The sequence below is a fragment of the Caldicellulosiruptor kronotskyensis 2002 genome (genome assembly GCF_000166775.1).
GTDB lineage: Bacteria > Bacillota > Thermoanaerobacteria > Caldicellulosiruptorales > Caldicellulosiruptoraceae > Caldicellulosiruptor > Caldicellulosiruptor kronotskyensis.
This window is the reverse complement of sequence record NC_014720.1, coordinates 1,771,194-1,796,544: the sequence shown is the minus strand read 5'-3', so window position 1 is coordinate 1,796,544 and position 25,351 is coordinate 1,771,194. Positions and strand designations below refer to the sequence as shown.

Genomic DNA, 25,351 nt, shown 5'->3' with positions numbered 1-25,351 from the left:
AATTTAAAGTGGTTTTTAAAAAAATTGAGATTTGAACAAATCCAATTGATTTGAACAAATCCAATTGATATTTTTAAGAAAGTAGCTGCTATTTTGAGCAAAATAGCAGCTACTTTTTTATTTCTGAGCATTTTTTTGAATTTCACAAATATGAGGAATTTGGAATACACTGATTTTAAGGAGGTGAAAAGGATGAAAGTGTGTATAGACCCGGGGCATGGCGGAAAAGACCCTGGAGCAATAGGAAAAAACAACACCAGAGAAAAAGATATAACACTTGCAATTGCTAAAAAATTAAAATTCATATTGGAAGATGGGACAAACGCCAAAGTGATTTTGACAAGAGAATCTGATATTTTGCCGTGGGGAGAAAAAAGTGTAAAAGAAGACTTAAAAGCAAGGTGTGATATAGCAAACAAGAATTTGGTAGACATTTTTGTCAGCATTCATTGCAACAGCAGTAAAAATGAGTTTGCAAGGGGTGTAGAGACTTTTTATTACAAAACAAGCCAGAAAGGATTTTTGCTGGCCGTTGAGGTACAAAAAAGCATAGTTGAGTCAATAAAGACCATAAATCGCGGAGTTAAATTTGCAGACTTTTTTGTGTTGAGAGCTACCAAAATGCCTGCAATCTTAATAGAGTGCGGTTTTTTGAGCAATCCTGAAGAAGAAAAGATGCTAAATAATCAAAATTACCAGACTCAAATTGGTTTGGCAATTGCAAAGGGAATTGTGAATTATCAAAAAAATATTGATAAAGCATAAAAAATGCTGTATTCTTATATTTAAAAATAGAGCCAAGAATAAGTTGGCTCTTTTTGTTTTACAACATAAGTAGTTGGAAAGGAATGAATTTTTTTGAACATAAAAGAGTATACTGATTTTCTTCGCATAAGTGGAGTAGAGATTAATTTTGACGCAACATTTTTTAGCGGGCAGTGTTTTAGATGGAAAAAGGTAGAATATGGATACATAGGGGTTGTAAACAGAAAAATAGTTTTAGTATATCCGCAGGATAACAATACATTTGATATATACAACTGTTCACCTGACGAGTTTAAAAAATTTTTTTACTGGTATTTTGACTTGGACAAAGACTATGATTTGATTTTGAAAGAGCTTTCTGAGCATGATGAGATTTTGAAAAAAGCAGTTGAGAAGTACAGAGGGATGAGGCTTTTAAATCAAGAGCCTTTTGAATGTATGATTTCTTTTATTATATCTCAGAATAACAACATAAAAAGAATTCAAATTCTGGTGGAAAGACTTTGCCAGGCTTATGGGGAAAAAATAGAATACAGGGGATTTTCATCTTGGACATTTCCAGAAATCGAGGACTTAAAAAAGGTCTCAATAGAAGATTTAAAACGCTTAGGGTTAGGTTATAGATCAGAGTATATCAAAGATGCAGTTGCCAAATTAGATGAAGGTAAAATAGACTTTGAAAGTCTTGGGTCTTTGAATTCTGATGAAGCGAGGAAGATTTTAAAAACGGTGAAAGGAATAGGAGACAAGGTTGCTAATTGTATATTGCTTTACTCACTGCAAAAGTATGATGTATTTCCTGTGGATGTGTGGGTAAAGCGTGCCTTGAGAGAATATTATGGAATTGAAAATACAAAACAGCTGAGGCAGTTTATAAAGTCGTTTGGAGAACTTGCCGGGTATGCGCAACTTTTTTTATTTCACTACATTAGAAACAACAATAAATAAACTCAAGTGAACAAATGGAGGTAAATTGCTGTGACGCTTTACAAACTGATTATTTTGAGCATAGCTCCATCTTTGTTCATAGCTCTTTATATCTATTTTAGGGACAAATTCGAAAAAGAACCTCTTCATCTTCTTTTAAAGACCTTTATATGGGGGATACTTATTAGCTCTATTGTGGTGCCAATTGAATATTTTTTAATGGCATATGGAAGTATTTCTGCCTCAAGCAGACTCTCATTTATTGCATTTGAAGCATTTATTGTTGCAGGTCTTACAGAAGAGTATTTCAAAAGGCTTGTTGTGCTAAGAGTGGCTTTTGACACTCCTCATTTTAATCAACCATTTGATGGAATAGTTTACTGTGTATTCTCTGCAGTTGGATTTGCTGCAATTGAGAATGTAGGATATGTTTATCAAGCTTTTCAAGCCTCGTATGACGCTGCAATTTCAGTTCTTGTTCTAAGAGGTGTGATGGCAGTACCTGCACATGCTATGTTTGGAATTGTAATGGGATATTATTTGGGCTTTGCAAAATTTGCGCCCGAGAGTAGAAGTTATTGGTATTTCAAAGCTTCTTTAATTATCCCTATGCTTTTGCATGGGTTTTATGATTTTGTGCTCATGTTGAATGTCTATGGAGCGCTTGCCATTGTTGGCATTTATGAGATTATATTGTTTGCTTATTGCCTAAGATTAATTAAAAGAAGTCAAGAAATTTCAAGGTTATACTTTTAAACTTGTAGGAATTTTATTTAAGGAGATGAGATAAAAAGTGACATCTGAAGACCAAGAACGGGAATTTAAAAGACTTGAGGTTTTTGCCTATAAAAATTTAAAGAAAAATTCTATCATTTCGATTGCAGATGGAGCAATATTTGCAATAGGAAGCGGTATGCTTCCAGTTTCTACTGTGATAGTTTATTTTATTTCACATTATGTTCACTCAAATACACTGATTGGACTTTTAACCACCTTGAATGTACTTTTATCTAACTCTCCGCAGATTCTTGTTGCTAAAAAATTAGAGATGCTTGATAGCTACAAAGAGTATTTTATTAAAGTTGCCTTACTTATGAGACTTATGTGGTTTTTACTGGCAATTGATGTGTTTGTGTTTGCAACCACAAATGAGCTTTTATTTGTAATTCTCTTTTATCTCATTTTTAGCCTTCAAGGGTTTTTTGCTTCATTTGCCAATATAACGTGGTTCAATCTTATACTAAAGCTTGTTCCTGAAAGACAAAGGAGCAAGTTTTTTGGTATAAGGTCTTCGATAGGGGGACTGTGTGAGACATTTGGAGCCTTTTTGATGGGAAGAATATTGAGGCTTTTACACTTTCCTTATAACTATGGTCTTTTATTTTTAATTTCATTTTTGATAATGATGATCTCATTGTACATAGCTTCTATGATGATAGAGATGTCTATCAAAAAACCCAAAAAGGAAGTTGACAACAAACATTATTTTAGGAACATGTTTTTGATATTAAAGGAGGATAGGAATTTTACATATTATCTTCTCTCAGTTCTATTTATTGGCGCACTAGGTAAAATGCCATTTGGTTTTCAAACCATATTTGCAAAAAATAGCCTGAGTATTTCAACACAACATGTTGCAATTGCAACCACAATATTGCTTTTTTCTCAGACAATAGGATATATGCTATGGGGAATAATCGGTTCTAAGTATGGGTTTAAAAGTACTCTTTTGATTTCTGCTTTGATGTTTTTACCTGCAATATATTTTACATACCTTATGAGTTCTATAAGCGTTTATTATCTTTCTGTTGCTCTGTTTGGGATTGCTCAAAGTGCAAGGAACGTAAACGAAAGCAATATGGCTGCAAAACTTTGTAAGGACCCTTTAAAGCAGCCATCTTATATTGGTCTTAGAAATTTTTTGATGGGACCATTTTTTGCTTTTAATTCTATAATAGCTGGAGGTATAATTGATACTCTTGGTAAAAACATTCTCTTTTTAATTTCATTTAGCTGCATGGTGCTCGGATTTTTTATTCTGTGTTTTTTAGTCAGAGAGGACTAATCTTTCAATGCCGGTTTTTAAAAAACTCTTGTAAAAGGGAAATAACTGTTGTAAAATATTTTTGCACCTTTATGGGTATTAACAAGTTATTAATTTTAGGAAACAACAAAAATTTGTATAAATCTTGTAGGAGGTGAAAGCAATGAAAGAAGGAATCCATCCAACATATTACCATGATGCAGTTGTCAGATGTGCATGCGGTGAGACATTTATAACTGGTTCAACCAAAAAAGAAATTCATGTAGAAATTTGCTCAAAATGCCATCCATTCTTTACAGGTAAGCAAAAATTTGTTGATACAACAGGTAGAGTAGAAAGGTTCATGAAAAAATATGGACTTGACCAAAAATAATAAAGAGTGCACGCCAAAAGGGGATTAGCTTGTGCTAATCCTTTTTATTTTATAAATTAACAAAGATAGGAAGATGAGTATGAAAAAAACTACTATAGGCGGAATGGCACTTATAGAAGGCATAATGATGAAAGGTCCAAAAAAAATCTCCATTGTTATAAGAAAACCTAATGGAGAACTTTACAAAGAGGTAAAGGGTTTAGCCATAGACGACACTAACAAGCTGAAAAAGATTCCTTTTATAAGGGGAATATTTATTTTATTTGAGCAGATGGTTCTTGGGACAAAAGCTTTGATGAAATCTGCTGACATTGCATTAGAAGAGTTGCCAGATGAAGAAAAAGAAAAACAAAAGGATTTTGTTGATAAAATTTTTGAAAAAAAGTTTTTTCAAAAGCTTGGTATCACTGATATAGCAATTTATTTTTCTGTAATTGTATCCATACTTCTTGGGATACTTCTATTTATTTACATTCCTACCTGGTCTGTTGAGGCACTGAAAGGGTTTACTCTCAGTAGCTTTTGGAAAAACATGATAGAAGGAATGGTGAGAGTAGTAATTTTTATTCTTTATCTTTTATTTGCATCCCAAATGAAAGAGATAAAAAGAGTTTTTGAATATCACGGTGCAGAGCACAAAACAATTTTTGCTTATGAAAATGGAGAGGAATTAAGTGTTCAAAAAATAAAAAAATATTCTACACACCATCCACGGTGTGGCACAAGCTTTTTATTTATTGTTATAATTATCAGTATTATCATTTTTACATTATCTGGTTGGCAATCTGTTGTTATGAGAACTCTAATACGACTTTTACTTCTTCCTGTAATTGTTGGTATATCATATGAGATAATAAGATGGGCTGGGAAAAGTGAAAGCATTTTAGCGAGAGTAATCTCATATCCTGGTCTTTGGCTTCAGAATATTACCACAAAAGAGCCTGACGAAAAGCAGTTAGAGGTTGCAATTGAAGCTCTAAAAGAAGTAATTCCGGAGGATACTAAGCTTGATGAGTGGTAGAATAAAGACCATTGGTGAGGTTTTGAATGAAGCTGCTTTGATGTTAAGAGATTATTGTGAAAATAAGGAAGAAGACTATAAGAAGATTGCACTTATGATGCTTTCGCAGATACTTAATATGGAAAAAACAGAGGTTATTCTAAATAAAGGTTTACCTGTGGAACAAGACAAGTATGAAAAGATTGTAAATGCTATTTCCAAATATTTGCAAGACTATCCTCTTCAATATTGTACAAATAAAGCTTTCTTTATGGGGCTTGAGCTTTATGTTGATGAAAATGTTTTGATTCCGCGATTTGATACAGAGGTTTTGGTAGAGGTTGCTATAGAAATCTTTAAAGGTAGGAAGAATCTATACTTTTTAGATATTGGCACGGGTAGTGGATGTATTGCAGTAGCTCTTTGCAAATTTTTAGATTGCAAGGTTTTTGCTGTTGATATTTCAGAAAGAGCGCTTGAGGTTGCAAGGAAGAATGCAAAATTGAATGGTGTAGAAAATAGGATTTCATTTGTAAGGAGTAACTTATTTGAAGATATTCCTAAAAATCTTAGATTTGATGCCATAATTAGCAATCCACCTTATATCTCTGATGAGGAAATTTTTGAACTTGACCCACGGGTTTTAAAAGAACCACATATAGCTTTGTTTTCAAAAGAGGATGGGCTTTGGTTTTTCAGAGAGATTGCAAACAAAGCAAAGCTATATCTCAAAGATGGTGGTTATATTATTTTTGAAGTAGGATTTTCTCAAGCTGAAAAAGTCAAAGAGATTTTGAAGAAAAATGGATACAAAAATATAAGTTCAAGGAGAGATTTAAATAATGTTGAAAGATGCATCTTTGCAATAAATGGGTAAAAATATATTGAATGGGGTGATTAAATGATAGAAAAGCTTCAAGTAATTGAAGAAAAATATTTAGAGCTTGAGAAAAAGATTTCAGACCCTGAGATAATAAGCCAACCACAAGAGTGGCAAAAACTCATGAAAGAACATAGCAATCTTCAGCCAATTGTGGAAAAGTTCAGAGAATACAAAAGGATTTTAGACACTATCAAAGAGGCTGAAGAGCTTTTAGATACAGACCTTGACGAGGATTTTGAAAAACTTGTGAAAGAAGAGCTAAATCGGGCAAAAGAACAGAAAGAGATTGTTGAAACACAGCTCAAGATTTTACTTTTGCCCAAGGACCCCAACGACGAAAAGAATGTTATAATGGAGATAAGAGCGGGTGCAGGTGGCGAGGAAGCAGCACTTTTTGCAGCAGAGCTTTTCAGGATGTATTCACGATATGCAGAGAGGAAAAACTGGAAGGTTGAAGTAATGTCAACAAGTGAAAGTGATTTGGATGGGTTTAAAGAGGTAATTTTTATGATAAGCGGAAAAGGTGCGTATAGTAGGCTAAAATATGAAAGTGGTGTTCACAGAGTTCAGAGAGTACCTGTGACAGAGTCCGGCGGAAGAATTCATACATCGACAGCAACTGTTGCGGTTTTGCCAGAAGTTGAGGATGTTGAGGTGGAGATAAGAGAAGAGGACCTTGAGATAGATACGTTCAGGGCAGGTGGTGCAGGAGGTCAACATGTGAACAAGACAGAGTCGGCTGTCAGGATTGTTCACAAGCCCACGGGAATTGTTGTGACCTGCCAGGACGAAAGGTCGCAGCATGCAAACAGGGATAGGGCAATGAAGATACTCAGGGCAAGGCTTTATGATTACTATCAGAGCATTCAGCAAAAAGAGATAGAAAGTCAGAGAAGAAGCCAGGTTGGAACAGGTGATAGAAGCGAAAGGATAAGAACATATAACTTCCCTCAAGGGCGTGTGACAGACCATAGGATTGGTCTTACTTTGTACAAGCTTGAGCAAATTTTAGATGGTGAGCTTGACGAGATTATCGATGCACTGATTACTCATTTTCAGACAGAAAGATTAAAAGAAATAGGTTAAAATGCCGATAAAAATTATGGTTGAGTGCGCAAAATTATCACCAGAAAAGGGATGATGATAAAAGATGGATATTCTTTCAATTGGCGGGTTGATATTGGGGTTTGGTTCTCTTTTGACTGCGTTTATAATTGAGAAGGGTAATCCTGCAAAGCTTTTACAGATTTCAGCTGCCATGATTGTTTTTGGTGGGACAATTGCAGCAGTGCTTGTATCGTTTCCAATGTCACAGATAAAAACTGCTGTAAAACATTTTAAAATGGTCTTTATGGATAAGAAAATTGATTTTGCAAGTGTGGTTGAACAGCTTGTCCAGCTTTCTGACAGGGCGCGAAAAGAAGGTCTCTTGGCTTTAGAGCAAGAGATTCCTAACATTCAAAATCCGCTTTTGAAAAAGGGTTTGGGACTTGTTGTTGATGGTATTGAAGGAGAAGTTATAAGAGATATTTTAGACAGAGAAGTTTATCTTGCTGAAGATGAGCTTAAAGAGGCAGCTGAGGTATTTGAAGCAGCAGGTGGATATTCTCCTACAATGGGTATTATTGGTACTGTTATGGGACTTATTTCTGTGCTTTCAAACTTGACAAATCCAGATGAACTTGGCCCAGCTATAGCTGTTGCGTTTGTTGCAACTTTGTATGGTGTTTCATCTGCCAACCTTATTTGGCTCAACTTTGGTAAAAAGATAAAGACAAAAGCAAAACAAGAAAGAATGTTAAATGAGATAATTGTGGAAGGACTTTTGTCAATCCAAGCTGGGGAAAACCCAAGGATACTAAGAGAAAAAATTGGTGGAATGGTAAAAGAAACTGGTCAGAAACAAAGCCAAGCTCAAGAGCCAGCAGGCGCAACTGTTGGGGGGTAAAAAATAGATGGCAAGAAAGCGTATGGAAGAACCAGCCCATGAGAACCATGAACGATGGCTTATTACCTATGCAGATTTAATTACTCTCTTGCTCATATATTTTATTGTAATGTATTCCATGAGCAAGCTTGACATGGACAAATTTAAGAACTTCACAGAATCCCTAACGTCTGTTTTGAAAGGCACAGCCTATATTTTTGAAAATTCTGGTCCCTCTATATTGGAAGGATTATCTGGAAAAAATGTCAAAGGAACAAACACTGATGTTGGTGGGGCGACAAAAAATAAGCAGATGACTGAGGAAGAGCTTATTAACGATATACAAAAACAGGTTTTAGGGCTTATAAAGGAACATGGTATTGAAGGAAAGGTGCTCGTGATACAGGAAGAGAGAGGATTATCAATTTTACTTAAAGATGTATTATTTGATACAGGTTCAGCAAAACTTACACCACAGGCGAAAGAAGTTGTGCATGAGATTGCAAAGATTTTGGAAAAAGTCCCGAATAATAACATAAGAATTGAGGGACACACAGACAATGTCCCTATTCACAATAAATACTTTTATTCTAACTGGGAGCTTTCAACAGCAAGAGCAACATCTGTTTTGCAGGAAATTTTAAGAGTTTCAAAGGTAAGGCCAGAAAGATTTTCTGTTGTTGGCTATGGCGAGTACAGACCAATTGCTTCTAATAAGACACCAGAAGGAAGAGCGCTCAACAGAAGAGTTACAATTGTGATATTGAGAACGGTATACAGCAAAGCTGAACCTGTAAGATAATAGAATTCTAAAACATCTGTTTGAAGTGTTTGTAAAGAAGTGTTTATAAAAGAGATAAAATTCTCATAATATTTAAATGAAATTTGTTAAATTTGAAGCTACTTTGTTAAACATAGATTTTTTATTTTTCAATCTCTTTGCTTTTTTTTGTGGGATAGCTGGAGCATTTGTCGGTGCTCTACTGGGTTTGGTCTTGCATTTAAATGATGAGAAGTTCAAAGACTCCTTAATTGGTTTTACGTCGGGACTAATGCTTGGTTTAATTTGCTTTGGGCTTATCCCTGAAGCTGTGTGTATTTCAAACTTGCTTACGTGTATTTTAATATTAATTGCTTCGTATTTTTTGATTGGGATATTGGAAAGAGCATTAACAATGAAATTTTCAATTTCACAGGACAGATATCTAAAAAGTGGAATACTTATTTTAGTTGCTCTTTCACTTCACAACTTTCCTGAAGGGTTGGCAATAGGAAGCAGCTTTTCCGTAGAAAAAAGTTTTGGAATTTTAGTAGGGATTATGATAATAGTTCATGATATTCCAGAAGGATTTGCACTTTCGTTACCTTTGAAGATGGCTAAGCAGAGTAAAATAAAAATATTAAGATATGCAATATTGTCTGGAGTTCCAACAGGTATTGGGTGTTTGGTTGGAAGTGTGATAAGCTATATTAACAAGTATGTGGTAGCAGGCTGTCTTGCATGTGCAGCTGGTGCAATGCTTTATGTTGTAATGAATGAGCTTATTCCAGAGTATAGCCGAAAAGAAAATCTTAAAGTGGCTACAATGTCAAGTGTGATAGGTATCATAGTAGCATTACTACTTTTGGAGTGGTTGGAATTATGACAATTATTATTGACGCAAAAGAAGGAATAGATTATAAGAAGCTTGAAAAAGCGGCTTTGATATTGAGAGAAGGTGGGCTTGTTGCCTTTCCAACAGAAACTGTTTATGGTCTTGGAGCGAACGCACTTTTGAAAGATGCGGTGGATAAGATTTTTTTAGCTAAAGGGAGACCTCAGGACAATCCATTGATTGTTCATATATCTTCAAAAGATATGCTTGAGATGTGTGCTGAAATTACAGATGATAGGGTTTATATGTTAATAGAAATGTTTTGGCCAGGACCGCTTACGATTGTTCTACCTAAGAAAAATGTTATTGCTGAAAACGTCACAGCAGGTCTTTCAACGGTTGGTGTTAGGATGCCTGCAAACAAAATCGCACTTGAACTTATACGACTTTCAGGTGTTCCTGTGGCAGCACCATCAGCAAACGTCTCTGGAAAACCAAGTCCGACAGAAGCCAAGCATGTGATAGAAGACCTGATGGGTAAAATAGATATTATAATTGACGGTGGCAAATGTTCTTTTGGACTTGAATCAACTGTGGTAGACTTGAGTGGCGAAAGACCTCTAATTTTAAGACCTGGTGCTATTTCGTATTTTGCTTTGAAAGAAGTGCTTGGTGATATAGAGTATAGCAAAGCAGTGGTGGAAGGGCTAACTGGAACTGTTCCAAGGTCACCTGGCATGAAGTACAAGCACTATGCTCCTGATGCCAAGCTCATAATAGTAAAAGGAAGAATTGATAAAAGAATTGATAAAATAAATGAGATAAAAAAGAGGTTAGAGTTTAAAGGGCACAAGGTTGGGATTTTGTGCTTTTATGAGACAGCCCATAATTTTGAGTCTCAATACAAACTCATTTTAGGAAGCATGTTTGATGCAAAAGAGTGTGGGAGAAATCTATTTTCGATACTCAGAAAATTCAACCAACTTGGTGTTGATTATATCCTTTGTGAGTGGGGAAATTTTGACTTAGAATTTCTTGCTTTGGAAAACAGACTTTACAAAGCAGCGGCAAACAATATTGTTGAGGTGTTGTAGTATTGAAGAAAAAGATACTTTTTGTGTGCACAGGTAATACCTGCAGAAGTCCAATGGCAGAACATCTTTTAAAGGAAAAGCTAAGAAAGATGAATATTGATAACGTTGAAGTTGAATCAGCGGGACTTTCTGCATTTTTCCCGCAAAAGGCTTCCAAAAATGCTATATTGGTAATGAATGAAGTTGGTATAGATATCTCATCGCACGTTTCAAAACTTATAAATGAAGATATGATAAAAGAAAGCACTCTTATCTTGACAATGGAAAGGTATCATAAAGAGGTAATTACAAAGATGTATCCTGGTACTGCAGACAAGGTGTTTACTTTAAAGGAGTATGTTATGAATACCAAAGAAGATTTGGATGTTGTTGACCCATATGGTGGAGATATTGAAGAGTACAGAAGGTGCAGAGATGAACTGAGTTATCTTCTTGACAAACTTTTGTCGAAAGTGGATGATATATGATAAAAATAATCAGTGTTGGAACAATAAAAGAGAAGTATTTTTTGCAGGCATGTGAAGAGTACAAAAAAAGACTTTCGCGGTGGGTAAAAGTCGAAGAAATAGAGATAAAAGAAGAAGATGAAAATAAATATTTCAATATCGAAACGCTTTTAGAAAAAGAAGCTGATAAGATTTTAAAACATGTCAAGGAAGGCGAATTTATAATAGTGTGTGATATTAATGGAATAGAGCTCTCATCAGAAGAGTTTTCTGAAATTTTAAGAAAAAATATAAATAGCAGCAAGAATATTACTTTTATCATTGGCAGTTCTAATGGTCTTTCAAATAAGATAAAAAAAATAGCTAATTTGCTTCTTTCATTTTCAAAACTCACTTTTCCTCATCAGCTTTTTAGAGTATTACTTTATGAACAAATTTATAGGGGATTATCAATTATTTATGGCGCAAAGTATCATAAATAAACGGGGCTATGGTCAAAGGAGGATAAAGCCCCGTTTATTTATACTGACATATAAAAGATTTTACAGATGAATCATTGTTCCAATGCCTTTATCTGTGAATATCTCAAGTAAAATACAGTGAGGAATTCTTCCATCAAGTATGTGTGTACGATTGACACCGTGTTTTAGTGCGTCAATGCATCCTAAAACCTTTGGAATCATCCCGCCATCTATCTTTCCTTCCTCAATCATCTTCAAAACTTCGTTAGCGCTTATTGCTGAGATTATTTCTTTGCTATTTTTATCATATTTTAATCCTTCAACATCTGTCATAAACATTAGCTTTTCAGCCTTTATTGCCTTTGCAATCTCAGCCGCCACAGTATCTGCATTAATGTTGTAACTTGTGCCATCTTCCCCAACACCAATTGGTGCAACAACAGGTATATATTCGTCTTTGGCAAGCATTTCTAAAACCTTTGCATTTATTGACACAACCTCTCCAACATACCCCAAATCAACTTTCTGACCATTTACATATTCATAATGTTTTCGTGCTTGAATTAAATTTCCATCAATTCCGCAAATGCCTATTGCCTTTCCACCTTTTTGATTTAGCATTGATACAAGTTCTTTATTTGTCTTTCCTACCAGAACCATTTGGGCAACTTCCATGGTTTGCATATCTGTTACTCTGAGCCCGTTGATAAACTGGCTTTCAACATTGAGCTTCTTGAGGACTGAATTTATATCAGGTCCACCGCCATGAACAACTATTGGATTTACGCCAATGTATTTGAGCAAAGTTATATCTTCCATAACCCAGTTTTTAAGCTTTTCATTTATCATGGCATTCCCGCCATACTTTATTACAACAGTCTTTCCATAGAGTTTTTGTATGTAGGGAAGGGCTTCTATTAATATGCTTGCTTTTTCAATCAGAGAATCCATTTCTTCGTACATATAGACCGTCATCCCTTCATTTTATTTTTTAAAAATATTCTCCCACCATTATAAGTCCCATTTTTTCATTAAGAGAAAATCTTATATTCATATTCTGAATTGCCTGACCGGCAGCACCTTTTATGAGATTGTCAATGCATGAGATTATAATAACTCTATTTGTTTTCTTATCAATTTCAAAGCCAATGTCCACAAAGTTTGTTCCTCTTACATACTTTAGCTCAGGCAGATCATCTTCAAAAATTCGAACAAAGTATTCATCTTTATAAAATTCATTATAGATTTCGACAAGGTCTCCTTTGTTAATGTTCTTAACAAAAGTAGCATAAATAGTTGACAGTATTCCTCTTTTTACAGGCAAAAGATGGGGTGTAAATGACAAATTCAAATTTTCACCAAATAACAAACTGCATTTCTCTTCAATTTCACTTGTGTGTCTGTGTTTTGCAACCGAATATGCTTTGAAATTTTCATCAAGTTCGCAAAAACTATATGCAAAATCAGATTTTTTACCAGCTCCAGAAACGCCTGACTTTGAATCTATTATAATACTATTTTTGTCTATGAGTTTGTTTTTCAAAAGTGGAGCTATGCCAAGTATTGCACTTGTTGGATAACATCCAGGATTTCCAATAATCTGAGCATTTTTAATCTCTTCTCTGTTTATTTCACAAAGTCCATAAGCACTTTTGCTCAAAAGCTCAGGGTATTTGTGCTGACTATAATCTTTTGCATATCTTTGCAAATCTTTATATCTAAAATCAGCACTTAAATCAATTACAACCTTGCCAATGTCATATCCTATTTTGACATATTCCTGTGAAATACCGTGAGGCAGTGCACAAAACACTACATCTGCCTCTTGAATAGCTTCTATTTTAAATTCCTCAAATACAAGGTTTGAAACTTTTTTAAACTGTGGGTTTGTTTTATCAATAGAAAGCTGGTTGCTACTTGAAGATATAATGGATACAATTTCAACTTCAGGATGTCTTAACAAAAGCCGAATAAGCTCTACTCCCACATATCCTGATGCTCCTATAATACTTGCTTTTATCAATTTGGTCATCTCCTCTTTGTATTAATGAAATTTTGTTTTCAACTATGCAAATAATTATACAACACAGTGTATAAAAATACAATACATTGGCAAATATTTAAATTGATTTATTCGACAAAATGGGGTATTATATACCTATAAATTACATTTTTTGCGGGGTAGGTTCTGGGATGAAACGAATTAAAGTTCTGGTAGCTACGATAACAATATTTATGTTGATTTTTGTATCTGCTTTTGCTGCCGCCTCGTACAAGCTCTATGTCGAAGGAAAGCTTATCTCTTCAGTTAAAACCTTAGAAAGCAAAGGTAATGTTTACCTTGCACTTGCTGACTTTTTCAAGCTAAAAGGGTTTAGCATTTCTTATAATTCAAAATCTAAATCTATCTTAGCCAAAAAGTCTAAGGATACATATCAGTTCTATATTGATAAGGCATATTACTACTATAACAAAAACAAAAAAAGTCTTTCAGCTAAGATTTTCGTAAGTGGTGGAAAGTCGTACATTTTAGCAAAAGATATAGCTTCTATTTTTGGCTATACCTGTTATGTTGATAAAACAAAAAAACTTGTAAATTTGAACATTAACAAGCCAAAAACTGCTGTATTGCCTTTACAGCAGAGTCAACAGAAAAATTCTCTTGCTTCGAGAAATAGTTTTCAAAGGGTAGAGAAAGATTCAATTTATATCAATGATATAAGATATAATATAGAAAATGATAAGTTTACACTATATATTTTGGCAACAAAAAGTATTTCTTTCAAGGACTATAGGCTTTCCAATCCTGATAGGATAGTTTTGGATATTTTGGATAGTATTGATAATATACAAAACAACAAAATAGAAATAAATAAAAGTGGCATTTTCAGAATTAGACATGCTCAAAACAAGGATACAAATGGTGGTTTATTTACACGCATTGTAATAGATTATGATTCGACTTTAATAAAAGATTATAGGATAACTAACCTTAGCAATCAACTAAAGATTGAGATAGACCTGCCAAGAAACTTACCAGCTTACACAAATATTGACAGCAGTGAAGATTTTCAAAATCAAGATGTACAAAATTCAACTGAAACCCCTTCTCCAGTGTATGTAATTCAGAAGATAAATATTATACCTTCAGATGGTTTTACACTTGCAGAACTTGATATTCTTCCAACAGTTGTAAGTGATATTTATCGTGCAGACCAATCGTTTATAGTTTTGAATTTAAAAGGTGCTCAAATATCCACTCAGTTAAGTAATTTTTATCAGGTAAACGATGGAAGGGTGGATTATTATATAGCATCAAACGTTGACCAAAACAGTGTTCAGATTATATTTTCTTCTAAGGCAAAGATTTTTGTTTTAAACAAATTGGATGGGAAATTAGAAGTGGTGTTTGCTGACCAATATTCAAGCTTAAGAGTAAATCCGCCCTCAAGTCTTGTTTTGAGTTCGCCTTTTGTTTCTCAGATAAACTATTTTTACGACCAGGGCAGCAACACCATAAGACTTGAAAGCCAGTATCCTATAACAATTGCAGATGATGTGTATTCTTTGCAAGCTTCGGTTGTGACTACTGTATATTCTATTTATCAGCAGGATAAGTGCATTGTTTACATCCAAATTAATCCTAACTACATAGCAAACATAAGCAAAAGTGGAACTGATATTACAATAAGTTTTTCACAAAAATTACAAAAACCTCAGAAGAAATTGAAGATATTCATTGACCCTGGTCATGGGGGTTCTGATCCAGGTGCTATATACACCAAAGTGGTAAATGGCAAAAAGGTAACATATAATGAAAAAGATTTTAATTTGGATATTTCTTTAAGGCTTAGCGAAAAGCTCAAAAGCCTTGGTTATGAAGTTTATATGTCACGCGATAAAGATTTATATGTGGACCTTTATGATAGAACAAGGATGGCAAATAGTTTAAATGCGGACTTGTTTATTTCTATTCATAACAATGCACATGATAATTCATCTGCGCGCGGAACCATGGTTTTGTATAAAGAAAAACAACAAAATGGGCTTATTTCTGATAAGCAGTTTGCCCAGATAGTACTTGACAGCATAGTCAAACAGGTTGGTACACAGAACAAGGGTATTATGGAAAGACCCAACTTGGCTGTGCTGAGAACTTCATCAATGCCAGCTGTGTTGGTTGAGGTTGCATTTGGAACAAACCCTCAGGATTTGGACCTTCTTTTGAGCGATAGTTTTAAAGATGCAGTTGCAAAGGCTATAGCTGATGCTGTTGAGTATATAAATACAAATTACAACAAATGAAGGATTGTCCAATAATAAAAAGAGGGATGGGGAAGCAAAACTTTTACCCATCCCTTTTTATTATAAACATTTCAATAGCTTCAGCAACTGCACCTTCATTATTTGTTCTGGAGGTTACAAACTTTGCAGCTTTTTTTACTTCTTCGGGTGCATTTGCAACTGCCACGCTTATTCCAGAGATTTTGAACATTCCGACATCGTTGAAATTATCACCAATTGATATCAATTCTTCAGATGAGATATTTTTAAAATTCATAAATTGCAGAAGAGCTTTTTCTTTTGATGCATTATTGCTCAAGACTTCTAAAAAACCATATTCTTTGTTGTCTGATGCATAGTAGAGAATAGTATTACAATCCAACTCAAGTGTTTTAAGGATTTCTTTAATCTCTTTAAGTTTTTCATATTTGCCTACAATTCCAGTGTGACTGATAGGGTATTCTAAAAACTTTAAAAGCTTTTCTGCAGGGTATGTAGGTTTAAATTGTTTGCGACCATTTACAAAGCTTAGAAAATAGCTATCATAATTGGTTCTCTCTTTATAAATCATGTGAAAATCTTGTTCATATCCCAGTACGATATAGTAGTCTATTTCAAAATGATTGTTATCAAGAAACTCAATTAATACTTTCTTCTGACGTTCTGTAAGATAATTTTTTATAATAGGTGGAAAATCAGGATTTTCGAAGACATAAACACCATTTGCCGAGATTAATGAACATGGTAGCTGTAAATCTTTTGCAATTTTAAAGGCTGAAGCGCCTCTTCCTGTGCAAAGTATTATCACAATTTTGTACTTTTCAACAGCAATTTTTAAAAACTCTCTGTTTATTTGAGGGATGTAACCTCTATCGTCCAAAAGTGTTCCATCAATATCCAGTGCAATTAATTTTATCAAGACTTCTCACCTTCTTTTAAAATGTTGAACAAAAAATAGTAAGAATTTCACCTGTATGCTGGGGTTTGTTAACAAATTAACTTTTGCATACTGTATACAAGACAAAGATTATATGTTATAATCTTTAATAGCAATAGTTTATCATCATAAATAGAAAGGGGCAAGAAAGAAACAGATGGCGAGCATCTATCTACTCCTAATTTTTCTACCCATGATAGCAGCATTTTTCATTCTTCTTATTAACAATAGCAGTTTTAGAAAAGCTATTGTTTTTTTAATGTCTGCAATATTAATTGGTGTAGCTTTGTATTCTATTTCACAAGGTGATAAAGTGATAGTGCTTTCTCATTCATTAAATTCAGCACTTGAGTATCTAATAACCTTTGCTGATTATTTTCTATTAGCAATAATCTTTTTGATTGGTACAAAACTTAAAAACAAGCTCATTAGCCTTCTTGCTATTTTGCAGTTTGTTTTAATGTTTGTGTTTGAGTTTAAAGTAGGGAAACTAGATGTTGAAAATGTATTTTTCGTTGACCATTTGAGCTTTATTATGCTTCTTTTGATAAACATTATAGGTCCGCTTATTGCAATATTTGCACTTTCTTATATGGAAGAGCATGAGAAACACCTTCATCTTGAAAAAAGCAGACAAAACATATTTTTTACAGTAATTATGCTATTTTTGGGTGCAATGAACGGTCTTGTGATTTCGAACAATATACTGTGGGTATACTTTTTCTGGGAGATTACTACACTCTGTTCTTTCCTGCTAATTTCTCATGACCAGAATGAAGAGAGTATTAAAAATGCAACAAGAGCTCTTCTTTTAAATTCGATAGGTGGACTTAGCTTTGTTATAGGTATAATATTTATGTATTACAAATCTGGAACAGTTGCTTTGAATGAGATTATATCTTCACAAGACAGCAGTATTTTGATGATACCAATTGCCTTTTTAACTTTGGCAGCATTTACAAAGTCTGCTCAGATGCCATTCCAGAGCTGGCTACTTGGTGCTATGGTGGCACCAACACCTGTGTCTGCCTTGCTTCACTCAAGCACAATGGTAAAAGCAGGTGTTTATCTGGTTTTGAGATTATCACCGGTATTTATTGATACATGGCTGTCAAAAATAGTTGCGGTGGCAGGTGCTTTTACTTTTGTTTCAGCAGCGCTTTTAGCAATATTTCAGTCAAATGCAAAAAGAGTGTTGGCATACTCAACAATTTCTAATTTGGGTCTTATAATTGCATTGTCATCCATAGCACATAGATATGCTATATATGCAGCTGCACTTTTGATAGTTTTGCATGGTGTGTCTAAAGCGCTTTTGTTCTTGTGTATTGGTTCAATAGAACAGGGTATAGGTTCCCGAAACATAGAAGATATGGATGGAATCAAGTATAAAATGCCAATTGTTGCTTTCTTAACTCTTTTGGGAAGTGTGTCAATGCTACTTCCTCCATTTGGCGTTTTAATTACAAAATGGATTGCTATTGAAGTGTCAACTCAAAACATTGCGGCAATGCTTGAAATAATCTTGGGAAGTGCTTTTACAGTTGTTTTCTGGACAAAGTTTATAGGCAAGATTCTTTCTGATGGAAAGGATAGAAATAAGATAGAGAAATTTGAATTTATAAAGCATATTCCGTTGATGGCTATTTCAATATTAGTAGTTTTGGTAAGCATCTTTTTGATCCAGTTTACAAATATGTTTGTTGTGCCTTTTTTCAAGTCTTCTTTTGCAAGGTATTCAGGAGTTAGCAGCACCAATATAAAAGAATTGTATGTGAAAGATTTCTTTGGATTTAATCCGGTTGTATTTTTTGGTGTGCTGGTAGCAGCAGTCGTTCTGGGAGCTCTAATATATAGGTGGTTTAAGCCGAAAAGATATGTACCTGTGTATATGTCATGTGAAAATTCGGACAATTTTGGTTTCAGAGGCGAAAAAGATAAAGTTGTGTCGTTTGAATTCAAAAATTATTATTTTGAAACACTGGCAAATGAGAAAACAGTAACTCTTGTTGTAAATGTTCTTTCAATTGCATTAATCGCAATAATGTTTGGGGTGATTTTAAAGTGAAACAGGCTTTAATTGTACTTGCATCAGTAGTGCTTTCGCCCCTAATTGGCGGACTTTTGACCGGAATTGACCGCAAAATAACAGCAAGAATGCAAAACAGGTTTGGTCCACCTATTCTACAGCCTTTTTATGATATTTTTAAACTATTTTCAAAAGAAACTATCGTTGTTTCGAATACTCAGATATTATATGCGTTTTTATTCTTGGTATTTAACATTGTTGCAGTTGTGATGTTTTTGCTTAAGATGGACCTTCTTTTGATTTTATTTATTCTTGCATTTGCCACAACAGCGCTCATTCTTGGAGCAATGGCAACAAATTCGCCATATTCAAGGATAGGTGCTCACAGGGAATTGATATCTGTACTTGCATATGAGCCCGTTTTAATTGCTATGATAGTAGCAATTTACTTTGTAACTGGGAGTTTCAATATACAAGACATTTTAAAACACAATAGCTTTCTAATATTAGATTTACCGTTTATCTTCATAGCATTCAGTTATGTTTTAACAATTAAGCTTCGAAAATCTCCATTTGATTTATCTACTTCACACCATGGTCATCAAGAACTTGTAAAAGGTATTACAACAGAGTTTGCAGGACCAGTTCTTGGCTTGATTGAACTTGGTCACTGGTACGAACTTGTACTTTTGCTTCTTTTTGTATGGCTATTTTTTGCAAAAAATATCTTTGTGGCAATAGCAGCAATTTTGATTTGCTACTTTTTAGAGATTGTTATTGACAATATCTCAGCAAGGCTTACATGGAAGATAATGTTACAGCTTACTTGGTCAGTGGCATTTGGTTTTGCGCTTGTTAATCTCATTTGGGTATATATAAAGTATAGGTTATTATAAAAAACAGGGGTGAAAATAAAAAGTGTTATTTAGAAAGGCATTGAAAAAGTCTCCATGGATTGTTCACTATGATTGTAACAGCTGCAACGGCTGTGATATAGAAATACTGGCAACGTTAACACCTGTATATGACGTTGAGAGATTTGGAATTATAAATGTAGGTAATCCAAAACATGCTGATATATTGGTTGTGTCAGGTTCTGTTAACCACAGAAATGCAAGAGTTTTAAAGACAATATATGAACAGATGCCACATCCAAAAGCTGTTGTAGCAATTGGAGCATGTGCGTGCTCCGGTGGGATATTCAAAGAATGTTACAATACTCTTGGCGGGGCTGATACAGTTGTTCCTGTTGATGTATATGTTCCTGGCTGCGCGCCACGACCTGAGGCTATCATGGAAGGAATATTAAAAGCTGCACAGCTCTTAGAAGAGAAGAAAAAGAATATGAAAAAGGGTGAGATTTTGAATGTTGCAAAATCTTAAAGAGCTTCAAAAAGAGGATTTGAGGAAAGAAGTTTTAGCCTTAAAAGCAGATGGTTATAGATTTGTCACTGCAACGTGTGTTGATTTGGGTGATGGTAGGTTTGATATAATCTATCACTTTGATAAGGATTACCGACTGACAAATATAAGAATTACTACTCAAGCTGAGGAAAAAGTTCCTTCCATTTCAGATATATATTTTGCAGCTGTGTTTGTTGAAAATGAGATAAAAGATTTGTTTGGAATAGAATTTGAAAATCTTTTGATTGATTACGAAGGAAAGTTCATGATAACTGAAGAGTTAGAATCTCCTATGCGCAAAAAGCCAGTGGTAAAAGTAAAGAAAGGAGAGTAAGAAGGCTTTGGGGAAAAGAACGATAGTTCCGTTTGGTCCACAGCATCCTGTTTTGCCGGAACCTCTGCAGCTTAGGCTTGTTTTAGAGGACGAAAAAGTTGTTGAAGCGATACCTGCAATAGGTTATGTTCACAGAGGACTTGAAAAGCTTGCTGAGGAAAAGGATATAAACCAGAACATATATGTAGTCGAAAGAGTTTGTGGTATATGCAGTTTTCAACAGGCTTTGGCTTACTGTCAGGGAATTGAAGAGCTAATGGGCATTGAAGTGCCTGACAGAGCAAGGTATTTACGAGTTATTTGGGCAGAACTTCACAGACTTCACAGCCACCATTTGTGGCTTGGGTTATTGGCTGACGCTTTTGGTTTTGAAAGTCTTTTTATGCAATGCTGGAGAAATAGAGAGCTTGTGATGGACCTTATGGAAGCAACAGCAGGTTCAAGAGTCATAATTTCCACAAATATAATTGGTGGGGTTAGAAGAGATATAGATGCTGATAAACAAAAGTTCATTTTAGATAATCTTGCAAAACTGGAAGAGGAGCTAAAGAAGATAGAAGGTTCGTTTTTGAACGATTATACAGTCAAGAAAAGACTTGTAGGTGTAGGTGTTCTGAGCAAACAAGAAGCTTACGAGCTTGGATGCGTGGGACCTATGGCAAGGGCAAGTGGAATTAGTATGGATTTGCGAACCCTTGGATATGCAGCATATGGCGAACTTGACTTTGAACCTGTCGTGGAAAATGACGGGGACTGCTATGCAAGACTTAAAGTAAGACTTCGCGAGTGCTATCAGTCAATTGACCTTATTCGTCAAGCTATATCTAAAATGCCAGAAGGTGAGATTTCAACACCAGTCAAAGGATTTCCAAACGGTGAGGTTATTTCAAGGGTTGAACAACCACGAGGAGAAGATGTATATTATATAAAGGCAAACGGGACAAAGAATTTAGAAAGGCTTAGAATTAGAACACCAACATTTGCAAATATTCCTGCGCTTGTGAAGATGCTTCAGGGTGTGGATTTTGCAGATGTTCCAATGCTTGTTTTGACAATTGATCCATGTATCTCATGTACTGAAAGGTAAAAAGTTTTTGTAAAGAGGGATGGTAAAATGTTTGGAATGCTCAAAAATGTTCTTGACAACCTGTTTTCAAAGCCTGCAACAAGGCTTTATCCGAAGGAAAAGAGGCCGTTTTTTAAAGATACAAGAGGAAGTCTTGAGATAGAGATAGAAAAGTGTATCTTCTGTGGTATCTGCCAGAGAAAATGTCCTTCAAATGCGATAATAGTAGACAGAAACTCAAGGACATGGCAGCTAAATCAGTACAAGTGCGTGCTCTGCAATGTATGTGTTGAGTCCTGTCCTAAAAAGTGTTTAATTTCAAAAGAGCAATTTAACGTTCCAACCACTTATAAAGAGTTTTACATCAAAAAGCAGGAAGTAAAAGATGAGGTGCAGCCAAAGGCACAGGCTGCTGCAACTAATGGTTAAATATGAGACTTTAGCTAAAGCTTAAAGCAGAAGTGGAAGGAAAATGGTAAAATGCACGAGTATTTTGTTACACAGCAGCTTGTAAAGATTGCAGAAGATGAATTGAAAGATGTCAGCTTTAAAAGGGTTACAAGAATTAAAGTTGTAGTTGGGGAGCTTAGTGGAATTATTGACGAGTCACTAAAATTTTATTTTGACATCCTAACAAAAGGAACAATTTTAGAAGGTGCTCAGCTCAAAATAATTCCCAAAAAGGCTCTTTTGTACTGTCAAAAATGCAGTGAATATTTTGAGAGGACAAAAGATTTTACCTGTCCAAAATGTTCGTCCTTAGGCAAACTTACTGAACATGGTAAGGAATTTTATATTGAGTCTATAGAGGTAGATGATTGAGATGGAGATAAAGGTAATAAAAAATATTTTAGAGCGGAATCAAAACGCAGCCAACAATATAAGAAGGTTAGCAGATGAAAATAAATGGTATATTATGAATGTGATGGGGTCACCTGGTGCAGGTAAGACATCTTTCATTAAGTGCATGATAGAAAATCTTAAAGACACATTTAACATTGCAGTGATTGAAGGTGATGTTGCATCAACAATTGATGCCCAAGCTATTGCAAGTTATGGAGTTAAAGTTTTGCAGATAAACACAGGTGGTGCTTGCCATTTAGTTGCAGATAGTGTTGCAGAAGCAATAGATACTCTTAAGCCTATTCCCAAAACAGTAATCTTTGTTGAAAACATTGGCAATCTCATCTGTCCATCTTCGTTCGATTTGGGAGAAAACCTGAGAGTTGTTGTATCTTCTGCTGCAGAGGGTGATGACAAGCCATATAAGTATCCTATAATGTTTGAAAAAGCTGACGTTGTTGTTCTATCAAAGATTGATGTAATTGATGCCATTGGTTTTGATATGCAAAGATACAAAAAGGGTTTAGAAGCTATAAAAGAAAAAGATTTAAAACTGTTTGAGGTATCATTCAAGACAAAAGAAGGTATGGAAAGACTTACTAATTACTTTTATACTCTTTTAGATTCATATTTCAACAAAAAGTAGGGGAAAATGCTTATGAAAAGGTACAGATTTATATTTAAAGGGCTTGTGCAAGGGGTCGGTTTCCGACCCTTTATTTATAGTTTCGCAAAAAAATATGAACTTACAGGGTTTGTAAAAAATACTGGTGAAGGCGTTTTGGCAGAGTTTCAGGGAGATATAACTTCAGAGCAAATAACACATTATATTATAACTAACCTTCCCAAAAACGCTATTTTAGAGAAAATAGAGTTTTATGAGATTGAACTGGTTGTAGATGAAAAAGAATTTTGTATTGTTGAAAGTCAAAAAAATAGGATTTCAACAGTCCTGCCATATGACTTAGGGATGTGTGAAAATTGCAAAAGAGAATTTTATGACAAATCTCACAGACACTATCACAACGTATTTATTAGCTGCACAGACTGCGGACCAAGATACACAATTATTGAAGCATTGCCATATGATAGAGAAAATACATCTATGAAGCAATTTAAATTTTGCAGTGATTGCGAAAGGGAGTACTTTACTCCGGACAACAGAAGATTCAATGCGCAGTCAACAACCTGCCCAGTGTGTGGACCAAGACTTTTTCTTTTTTCGTTTGCTGAAAAAAAACATATCCATGGAGAGGCAATTGAACTTTTAGATTTTGTGTCTCAAAAAATTTTAGAGGGATATATAGTCGCAATAAAAGGAATAGGCGGCTTTCACTTAGTTTGCGACCCATACAATGAAACTGTAGTCAAAAGATTATTTGAAAGCAAAAGACGAGAAGGCAAGCCTTTAGCACTTGTTGCCCAGGACATTGAAGTAGTAAAAAAATACTGCTATGTAAATAAGATGGAAGAAGATATTTTTTCTTCTCAACGATGTCCTATAATTCTTTTCGAAAAAAAGACTGAGCATTTTTCACATGTAAATAGCAATCTTCACACCCTCGGTATAATGAGGGCGTACACCCCTATTTTGGACTATATCCTGAGCAAAACTGGCAGGGACTTTTTAATTGCAACCTCTGCCAACCTCTCAGGAATTCCAATGATTATTGATGAAAGCGATGCTATTCAAAAACTTGAGGGTATCTGTGACTATGTGCTCTATCACAACAGAAAAATAGTTCGAAGGTGTGATGATAGTGTTGGATTTGTTGTAAAAGGTAAGTTTGTACTGACAAGACCGGGAAGAGGTTTTGCTCCTCTGAGACTAAAACTATCTTTATCACAATTTGTAGAGAAAAATATCTTAGCGTTAGGAGGTCATGAAAAAGCTACAGTTGCTTTAAAAAAAGAGGATGAGGTTATTATAAGTCAATACTTAGGTGACCTTGACACAAAAGAGTATATAGACTTTTACAAGTCTGCACTAAGTGACCTTATTTTTCTATACAACTTAGAATATGATTATATTGCCTGTGATTTTCACAAAAACTATTTTACAACCTCCATTGCCGAGGATATTGCCATAAAAGATAACAAAAGAATTGTATATGTTCAGCATCATATAGCTCACGTGTTTTCATGTATGCTTGAAAATAATTTAGAGAGATGTATAGGCTTTGCATTTGACGGAACAGGCTTGGGGTTGGATGGGAACATATGGGGAAGTGAAGGATTTATAATTGATAAAAGCGATGTAAAAAGAGTATTTCATCTAAAGTACTATCCTTTAGTGGGCGGAGAAAAATCCATAAAAGAACCTGTGAGATTGGCATACTATTTTGCATATGAAATTGATAAAAGCTTTGCAGAAGAGTATTTTGCAAATTCTAATTTTCTTTCAAAAATTGTAAAGGCAGCAAGGTTACTGAATTATCCTCTTTGCTCAAGTTTTGGAAGGATATTTGATGTTGTGGGTGTACTTTTAAGATGTGGAGAGAAAAATAGTTTTGAAGCACAGATTCCAATGGTTTTAGAAAGTATTGCAGACAAGACCGAAGATGGGTTTTATGATTTTGTTATGAATTTTGAACATGAAATTGAAATAGATATTGTGTATATACTACAACAAATCATTAATGATATTAAAAGAAAGACTGACAGAAGCTTGATTTCTGCGAAATTTCACAACACCGTTGCAAAAATAGTTGTTGAAGTGGCAAAGAGGTTGAGAGAAAATTATAATAAAGACGTTGTAGCACTATCTGGCGGAGTATTCCAAAACAAGCTTTTGCTTGAAAAGACAGTGTCTATGCTTGAGAAAGAGCACTTTAAAGTGTATTTTAATTCTTTTTTCCCTATAAACGATGGGGGAATTTCAGCTGGACAAATATATTATACAATCCAATTATTAAAAAATTGTTAAAGGAGTTTTAAAA

The 25,351-nt window shown here is 34.6% G+C and carries 27 protein-coding genes; 24 read left to right on the top strand and 3 right to left on the bottom strand.

The annotated features are described in order from the left end of the window. Positions 1 to 192: 192 nt before the first annotated feature. The 14 genes from CALKRO_RS08235 to CALKRO_RS08170 all read left to right on the top strand — a co-directional run bounded on the left by CALKRO_RS08235 (position 193) and on the right by CALKRO_RS08170 (position 11,536). Complete coding sequence (locus CALKRO_RS08235; protein WP_013430576.1) at positions 193 to 765, top strand: N-acetylmuramoyl-L-alanine amidase family protein; 573 nt, start codon at positions 193 to 195, stop codon at positions 763 to 765. Positions 766 to 858: 93 nt separating this feature from the next. Further along, entirely contained in the window at positions 859 to 1,713 is an 855-nt protein-coding gene (locus tag CALKRO_RS08230; protein ID WP_013430575.1) for a DNA-3-methyladenine glycosylase family protein, read from the top strand. 30 nt (positions 1,714 to 1,743) lie between these two features. After that, a complete protein-coding gene (locus tag CALKRO_RS08225) occupies positions 1,744 to 2,448 on the top strand; it encodes a PrsW family intramembrane metalloprotease (RefSeq protein ID WP_013430574.1) in 705 nt (234 codons plus the stop codon). A gap of 37 nt (positions 2,449 to 2,485) precedes the next feature. Then, positions 2,486 to 3,757 carry an MFS transporter gene (locus tag CALKRO_RS08220; RefSeq protein WP_013430573.1) on the top strand — a complete coding sequence of 424 codons (1,272 nt, stop codon included), beginning with the start codon at positions 2,486 to 2,488 and terminating at the stop codon, positions 3,755 to 3,757. A gap of 142 nt (positions 3,758 to 3,899) precedes the next feature. Continuing rightward, the gene (gene rpmE / locus CALKRO_RS08215) at positions 3,900 to 4,109 is read left to right on the top strand and encodes a 50S ribosomal protein L31 (RefSeq protein WP_013430572.1); all 210 of its coding nucleotides are present in this window, start codon (positions 3,900 to 3,902) and stop codon (positions 4,107 to 4,109) included. 79 nt (positions 4,110 to 4,188) lie between these two features. Continuing rightward, entirely contained in the window at positions 4,189 to 5,130 is a 942-nt protein-coding gene (locus CALKRO_RS08210) for a DUF1385 domain-containing protein (protein ID WP_013430571.1), read from the top strand. Beyond that, positions 5,120 to 5,986: a peptide chain release factor N(5)-glutamine methyltransferase gene (gene prmC / locus CALKRO_RS08205; RefSeq protein WP_013430570.1), complete on the top strand. Its 867-nt coding sequence runs from the start codon at positions 5,120 to 5,122 to the stop codon at positions 5,984 to 5,986. The genes CALKRO_RS08210 and prmC overlap by 11 nt, the downstream gene beginning before the upstream one ends. A gap of 24 nt (positions 5,987 to 6,010) precedes the next feature. Continuing rightward, positions 6,011 to 7,078, top strand: a complete 1,068-nt coding sequence (prfA, locus tag CALKRO_RS08200) for a peptide chain release factor 1 (RefSeq protein ID WP_013430569.1) — start codon at positions 6,011 to 6,013, stop codon at positions 7,076 to 7,078. Between the two features lie 64 nt (positions 7,079 to 7,142). Further along, positions 7,143 to 7,940 carry a flagellar motor protein gene (locus tag CALKRO_RS08195; RefSeq protein WP_013430568.1) on the top strand — a complete coding sequence of 266 codons (798 nt, stop codon included), beginning with the start codon at positions 7,143 to 7,145 and terminating at the stop codon, positions 7,938 to 7,940. A 7-nt stretch (positions 7,941 to 7,947) separates the two neighbouring features. After that, entirely contained in the window at positions 7,948 to 8,721 is a 774-nt protein-coding gene (locus CALKRO_RS08190; RefSeq protein WP_013430567.1) for an OmpA family protein, read from the top strand. Between the two features lie 76 nt (positions 8,722 to 8,797). After that, positions 8,798 to 9,565, top strand: a complete 768-nt coding sequence (locus CALKRO_RS08185; protein WP_013430566.1) for a ZIP family metal transporter — start codon at positions 8,798 to 8,800, stop codon at positions 9,563 to 9,565. After that, positions 9,562 to 10,608 carry an L-threonylcarbamoyladenylate synthase gene (locus CALKRO_RS08180; RefSeq protein ID WP_013430565.1) on the top strand — a complete coding sequence of 349 codons (1,047 nt, stop codon included), beginning with the start codon at positions 9,562 to 9,564 and terminating at the stop codon, positions 10,606 to 10,608. The genes CALKRO_RS08185 and CALKRO_RS08180 overlap by 4 nt, the downstream gene beginning before the upstream one ends. 2 nt (positions 10,609 to 10,610) lie before the next feature. Further along, positions 10,611 to 11,075 carry a low molecular weight protein arginine phosphatase gene (locus tag CALKRO_RS08175; RefSeq protein WP_013430564.1) on the top strand — a complete coding sequence of 155 codons (465 nt, stop codon included), beginning with the start codon at positions 10,611 to 10,613 and terminating at the stop codon, positions 11,073 to 11,075. Then, positions 11,072 to 11,536 (top strand): 23S rRNA (pseudouridine(1915)-N(3))-methyltransferase RlmH, encoded by a 465-nt coding sequence (locus tag CALKRO_RS08170; RefSeq protein WP_013430563.1) that lies wholly within the window; start codon positions 11,072 to 11,074, stop codon positions 11,534 to 11,536. The genes CALKRO_RS08175 and CALKRO_RS08170 overlap by 4 nt, the downstream gene beginning before the upstream one ends. A gap of 60 nt (positions 11,537 to 11,596) precedes the next feature. On the opposite strand, the gene argB is transcribed toward CALKRO_RS08170, so the two are convergent. Beyond that, positions 11,597 to 12,478 carry an acetylglutamate kinase gene (argB, locus tag CALKRO_RS08165; RefSeq protein ID WP_013430562.1) on the bottom strand — a complete coding sequence of 294 codons (882 nt, stop codon included), beginning with the start codon at positions 12,476 to 12,478 and terminating at the stop codon, positions 11,597 to 11,599. 28 nt (positions 12,479 to 12,506) lie between these two features. Next, positions 12,507 to 13,538, bottom strand: coding sequence for an N-acetyl-gamma-glutamyl-phosphate reductase (gene argC / locus CALKRO_RS08160; RefSeq protein ID WP_013430561.1), 1,032 nt, complete (start codon positions 13,536 to 13,538; stop codon positions 12,507 to 12,509). A 170-nt stretch (positions 13,539 to 13,708) separates the two neighbouring features. On the opposite strand from argC, the gene CALKRO_RS08155 reads away from it, so the two are divergent. Next, the gene (locus CALKRO_RS08155) at positions 13,709 to 15,820 is read left to right on the top strand and encodes an N-acetylmuramoyl-L-alanine amidase (RefSeq protein ID WP_013430560.1); all 2,112 of its coding nucleotides are present in this window, start codon (positions 13,709 to 13,711) and stop codon (positions 15,818 to 15,820) included. A gap of 43 nt (positions 15,821 to 15,863) precedes the next feature. Here CALKRO_RS08155 and CALKRO_RS08150 read toward each other — a convergent pair whose 3' ends face one another. Continuing rightward, on the bottom strand, positions 15,864 to 16,718 hold the full coding sequence (locus CALKRO_RS08150; protein ID WP_013430559.1) for a Cof-type HAD-IIB family hydrolase: 855 nt from the start codon (positions 16,716 to 16,718) through the stop codon (positions 15,864 to 15,866). Positions 16,719 to 16,893: 175 nt separating this feature from the next. Between CALKRO_RS08150 and CALKRO_RS08145 the strand changes: the two genes are divergently transcribed. The 9 genes from CALKRO_RS08145 to hypF are packed head-to-tail and all read left to right on the top strand — an operon-like array spanning position 16,894 to position 25,338. Next, positions 16,894 to 18,804 carry an NADH-quinone oxidoreductase subunit 5 family protein gene (locus tag CALKRO_RS08145; RefSeq protein ID WP_013430558.1) on the top strand — a complete coding sequence of 637 codons (1,911 nt, stop codon included), beginning with the start codon at positions 16,894 to 16,896 and terminating at the stop codon, positions 18,802 to 18,804. Then, entirely contained in the window at positions 18,801 to 19,661 is an 861-nt protein-coding gene (locus CALKRO_RS08140; RefSeq protein WP_013430557.1) for a respiratory chain complex I subunit 1 family protein, read from the top strand. The genes CALKRO_RS08145 and CALKRO_RS08140 overlap by 4 nt, the downstream gene beginning before the upstream one ends. Positions 19,662 to 19,683: 22 nt before the next feature. Then, positions 19,684 to 20,148, top strand: a complete 465-nt coding sequence (locus CALKRO_RS08135) for an NADH-quinone oxidoreductase subunit B family protein (protein WP_013411860.1) — start codon at positions 19,684 to 19,686, stop codon at positions 20,146 to 20,148. Beyond that, a complete protein-coding gene (locus CALKRO_RS08130; protein WP_013430556.1) occupies positions 20,132 to 20,503 on the top strand; it encodes an NADH-quinone oxidoreductase subunit C in 372 nt (123 codons plus the stop codon). Before CALKRO_RS08135 ends, CALKRO_RS08130 begins: the two co-directional genes overlap by 17 nt. 7 nt (positions 20,504 to 20,510) lie before the next feature. Next, positions 20,511 to 21,590: a hydrogenase large subunit gene (locus tag CALKRO_RS08125; RefSeq protein WP_013430555.1), complete on the top strand. Its 1,080-nt coding sequence runs from the start codon at positions 20,511 to 20,513 to the stop codon at positions 21,588 to 21,590. Between the two features lie 27 nt (positions 21,591 to 21,617). Beyond that, a complete protein-coding gene (locus tag CALKRO_RS08120; RefSeq protein WP_013430554.1) occupies positions 21,618 to 21,998 on the top strand; it encodes a 4Fe-4S binding protein in 381 nt (126 codons plus the stop codon). A 51-nt stretch (positions 21,999 to 22,049) separates the two neighbouring features. Continuing rightward, positions 22,050 to 22,391, top strand: coding sequence for a hydrogenase maturation nickel metallochaperone HypA (hypA, locus tag CALKRO_RS08115; protein WP_013430553.1), 342 nt, complete (start codon positions 22,050 to 22,052; stop codon positions 22,389 to 22,391). Position 22,392: 1 nt separating this feature from the next. Then, positions 22,393 to 23,058 carry a hydrogenase nickel incorporation protein HypB gene (hypB, locus tag CALKRO_RS08110; RefSeq protein WP_013430552.1) on the top strand — a complete coding sequence of 222 codons (666 nt, stop codon included), beginning with the start codon at positions 22,393 to 22,395 and terminating at the stop codon, positions 23,056 to 23,058. A gap of 12 nt (positions 23,059 to 23,070) precedes the next feature. Continuing rightward, positions 23,071 to 25,338 carry a carbamoyltransferase HypF gene (hypF, locus tag CALKRO_RS08105; protein ID WP_041741654.1) on the top strand — a complete coding sequence of 756 codons (2,268 nt, stop codon included), beginning with the start codon at positions 23,071 to 23,073 and terminating at the stop codon, positions 25,336 to 25,338. The last annotated feature ends 13 nt before the right edge of the window (positions 25,339 to 25,351 follow it).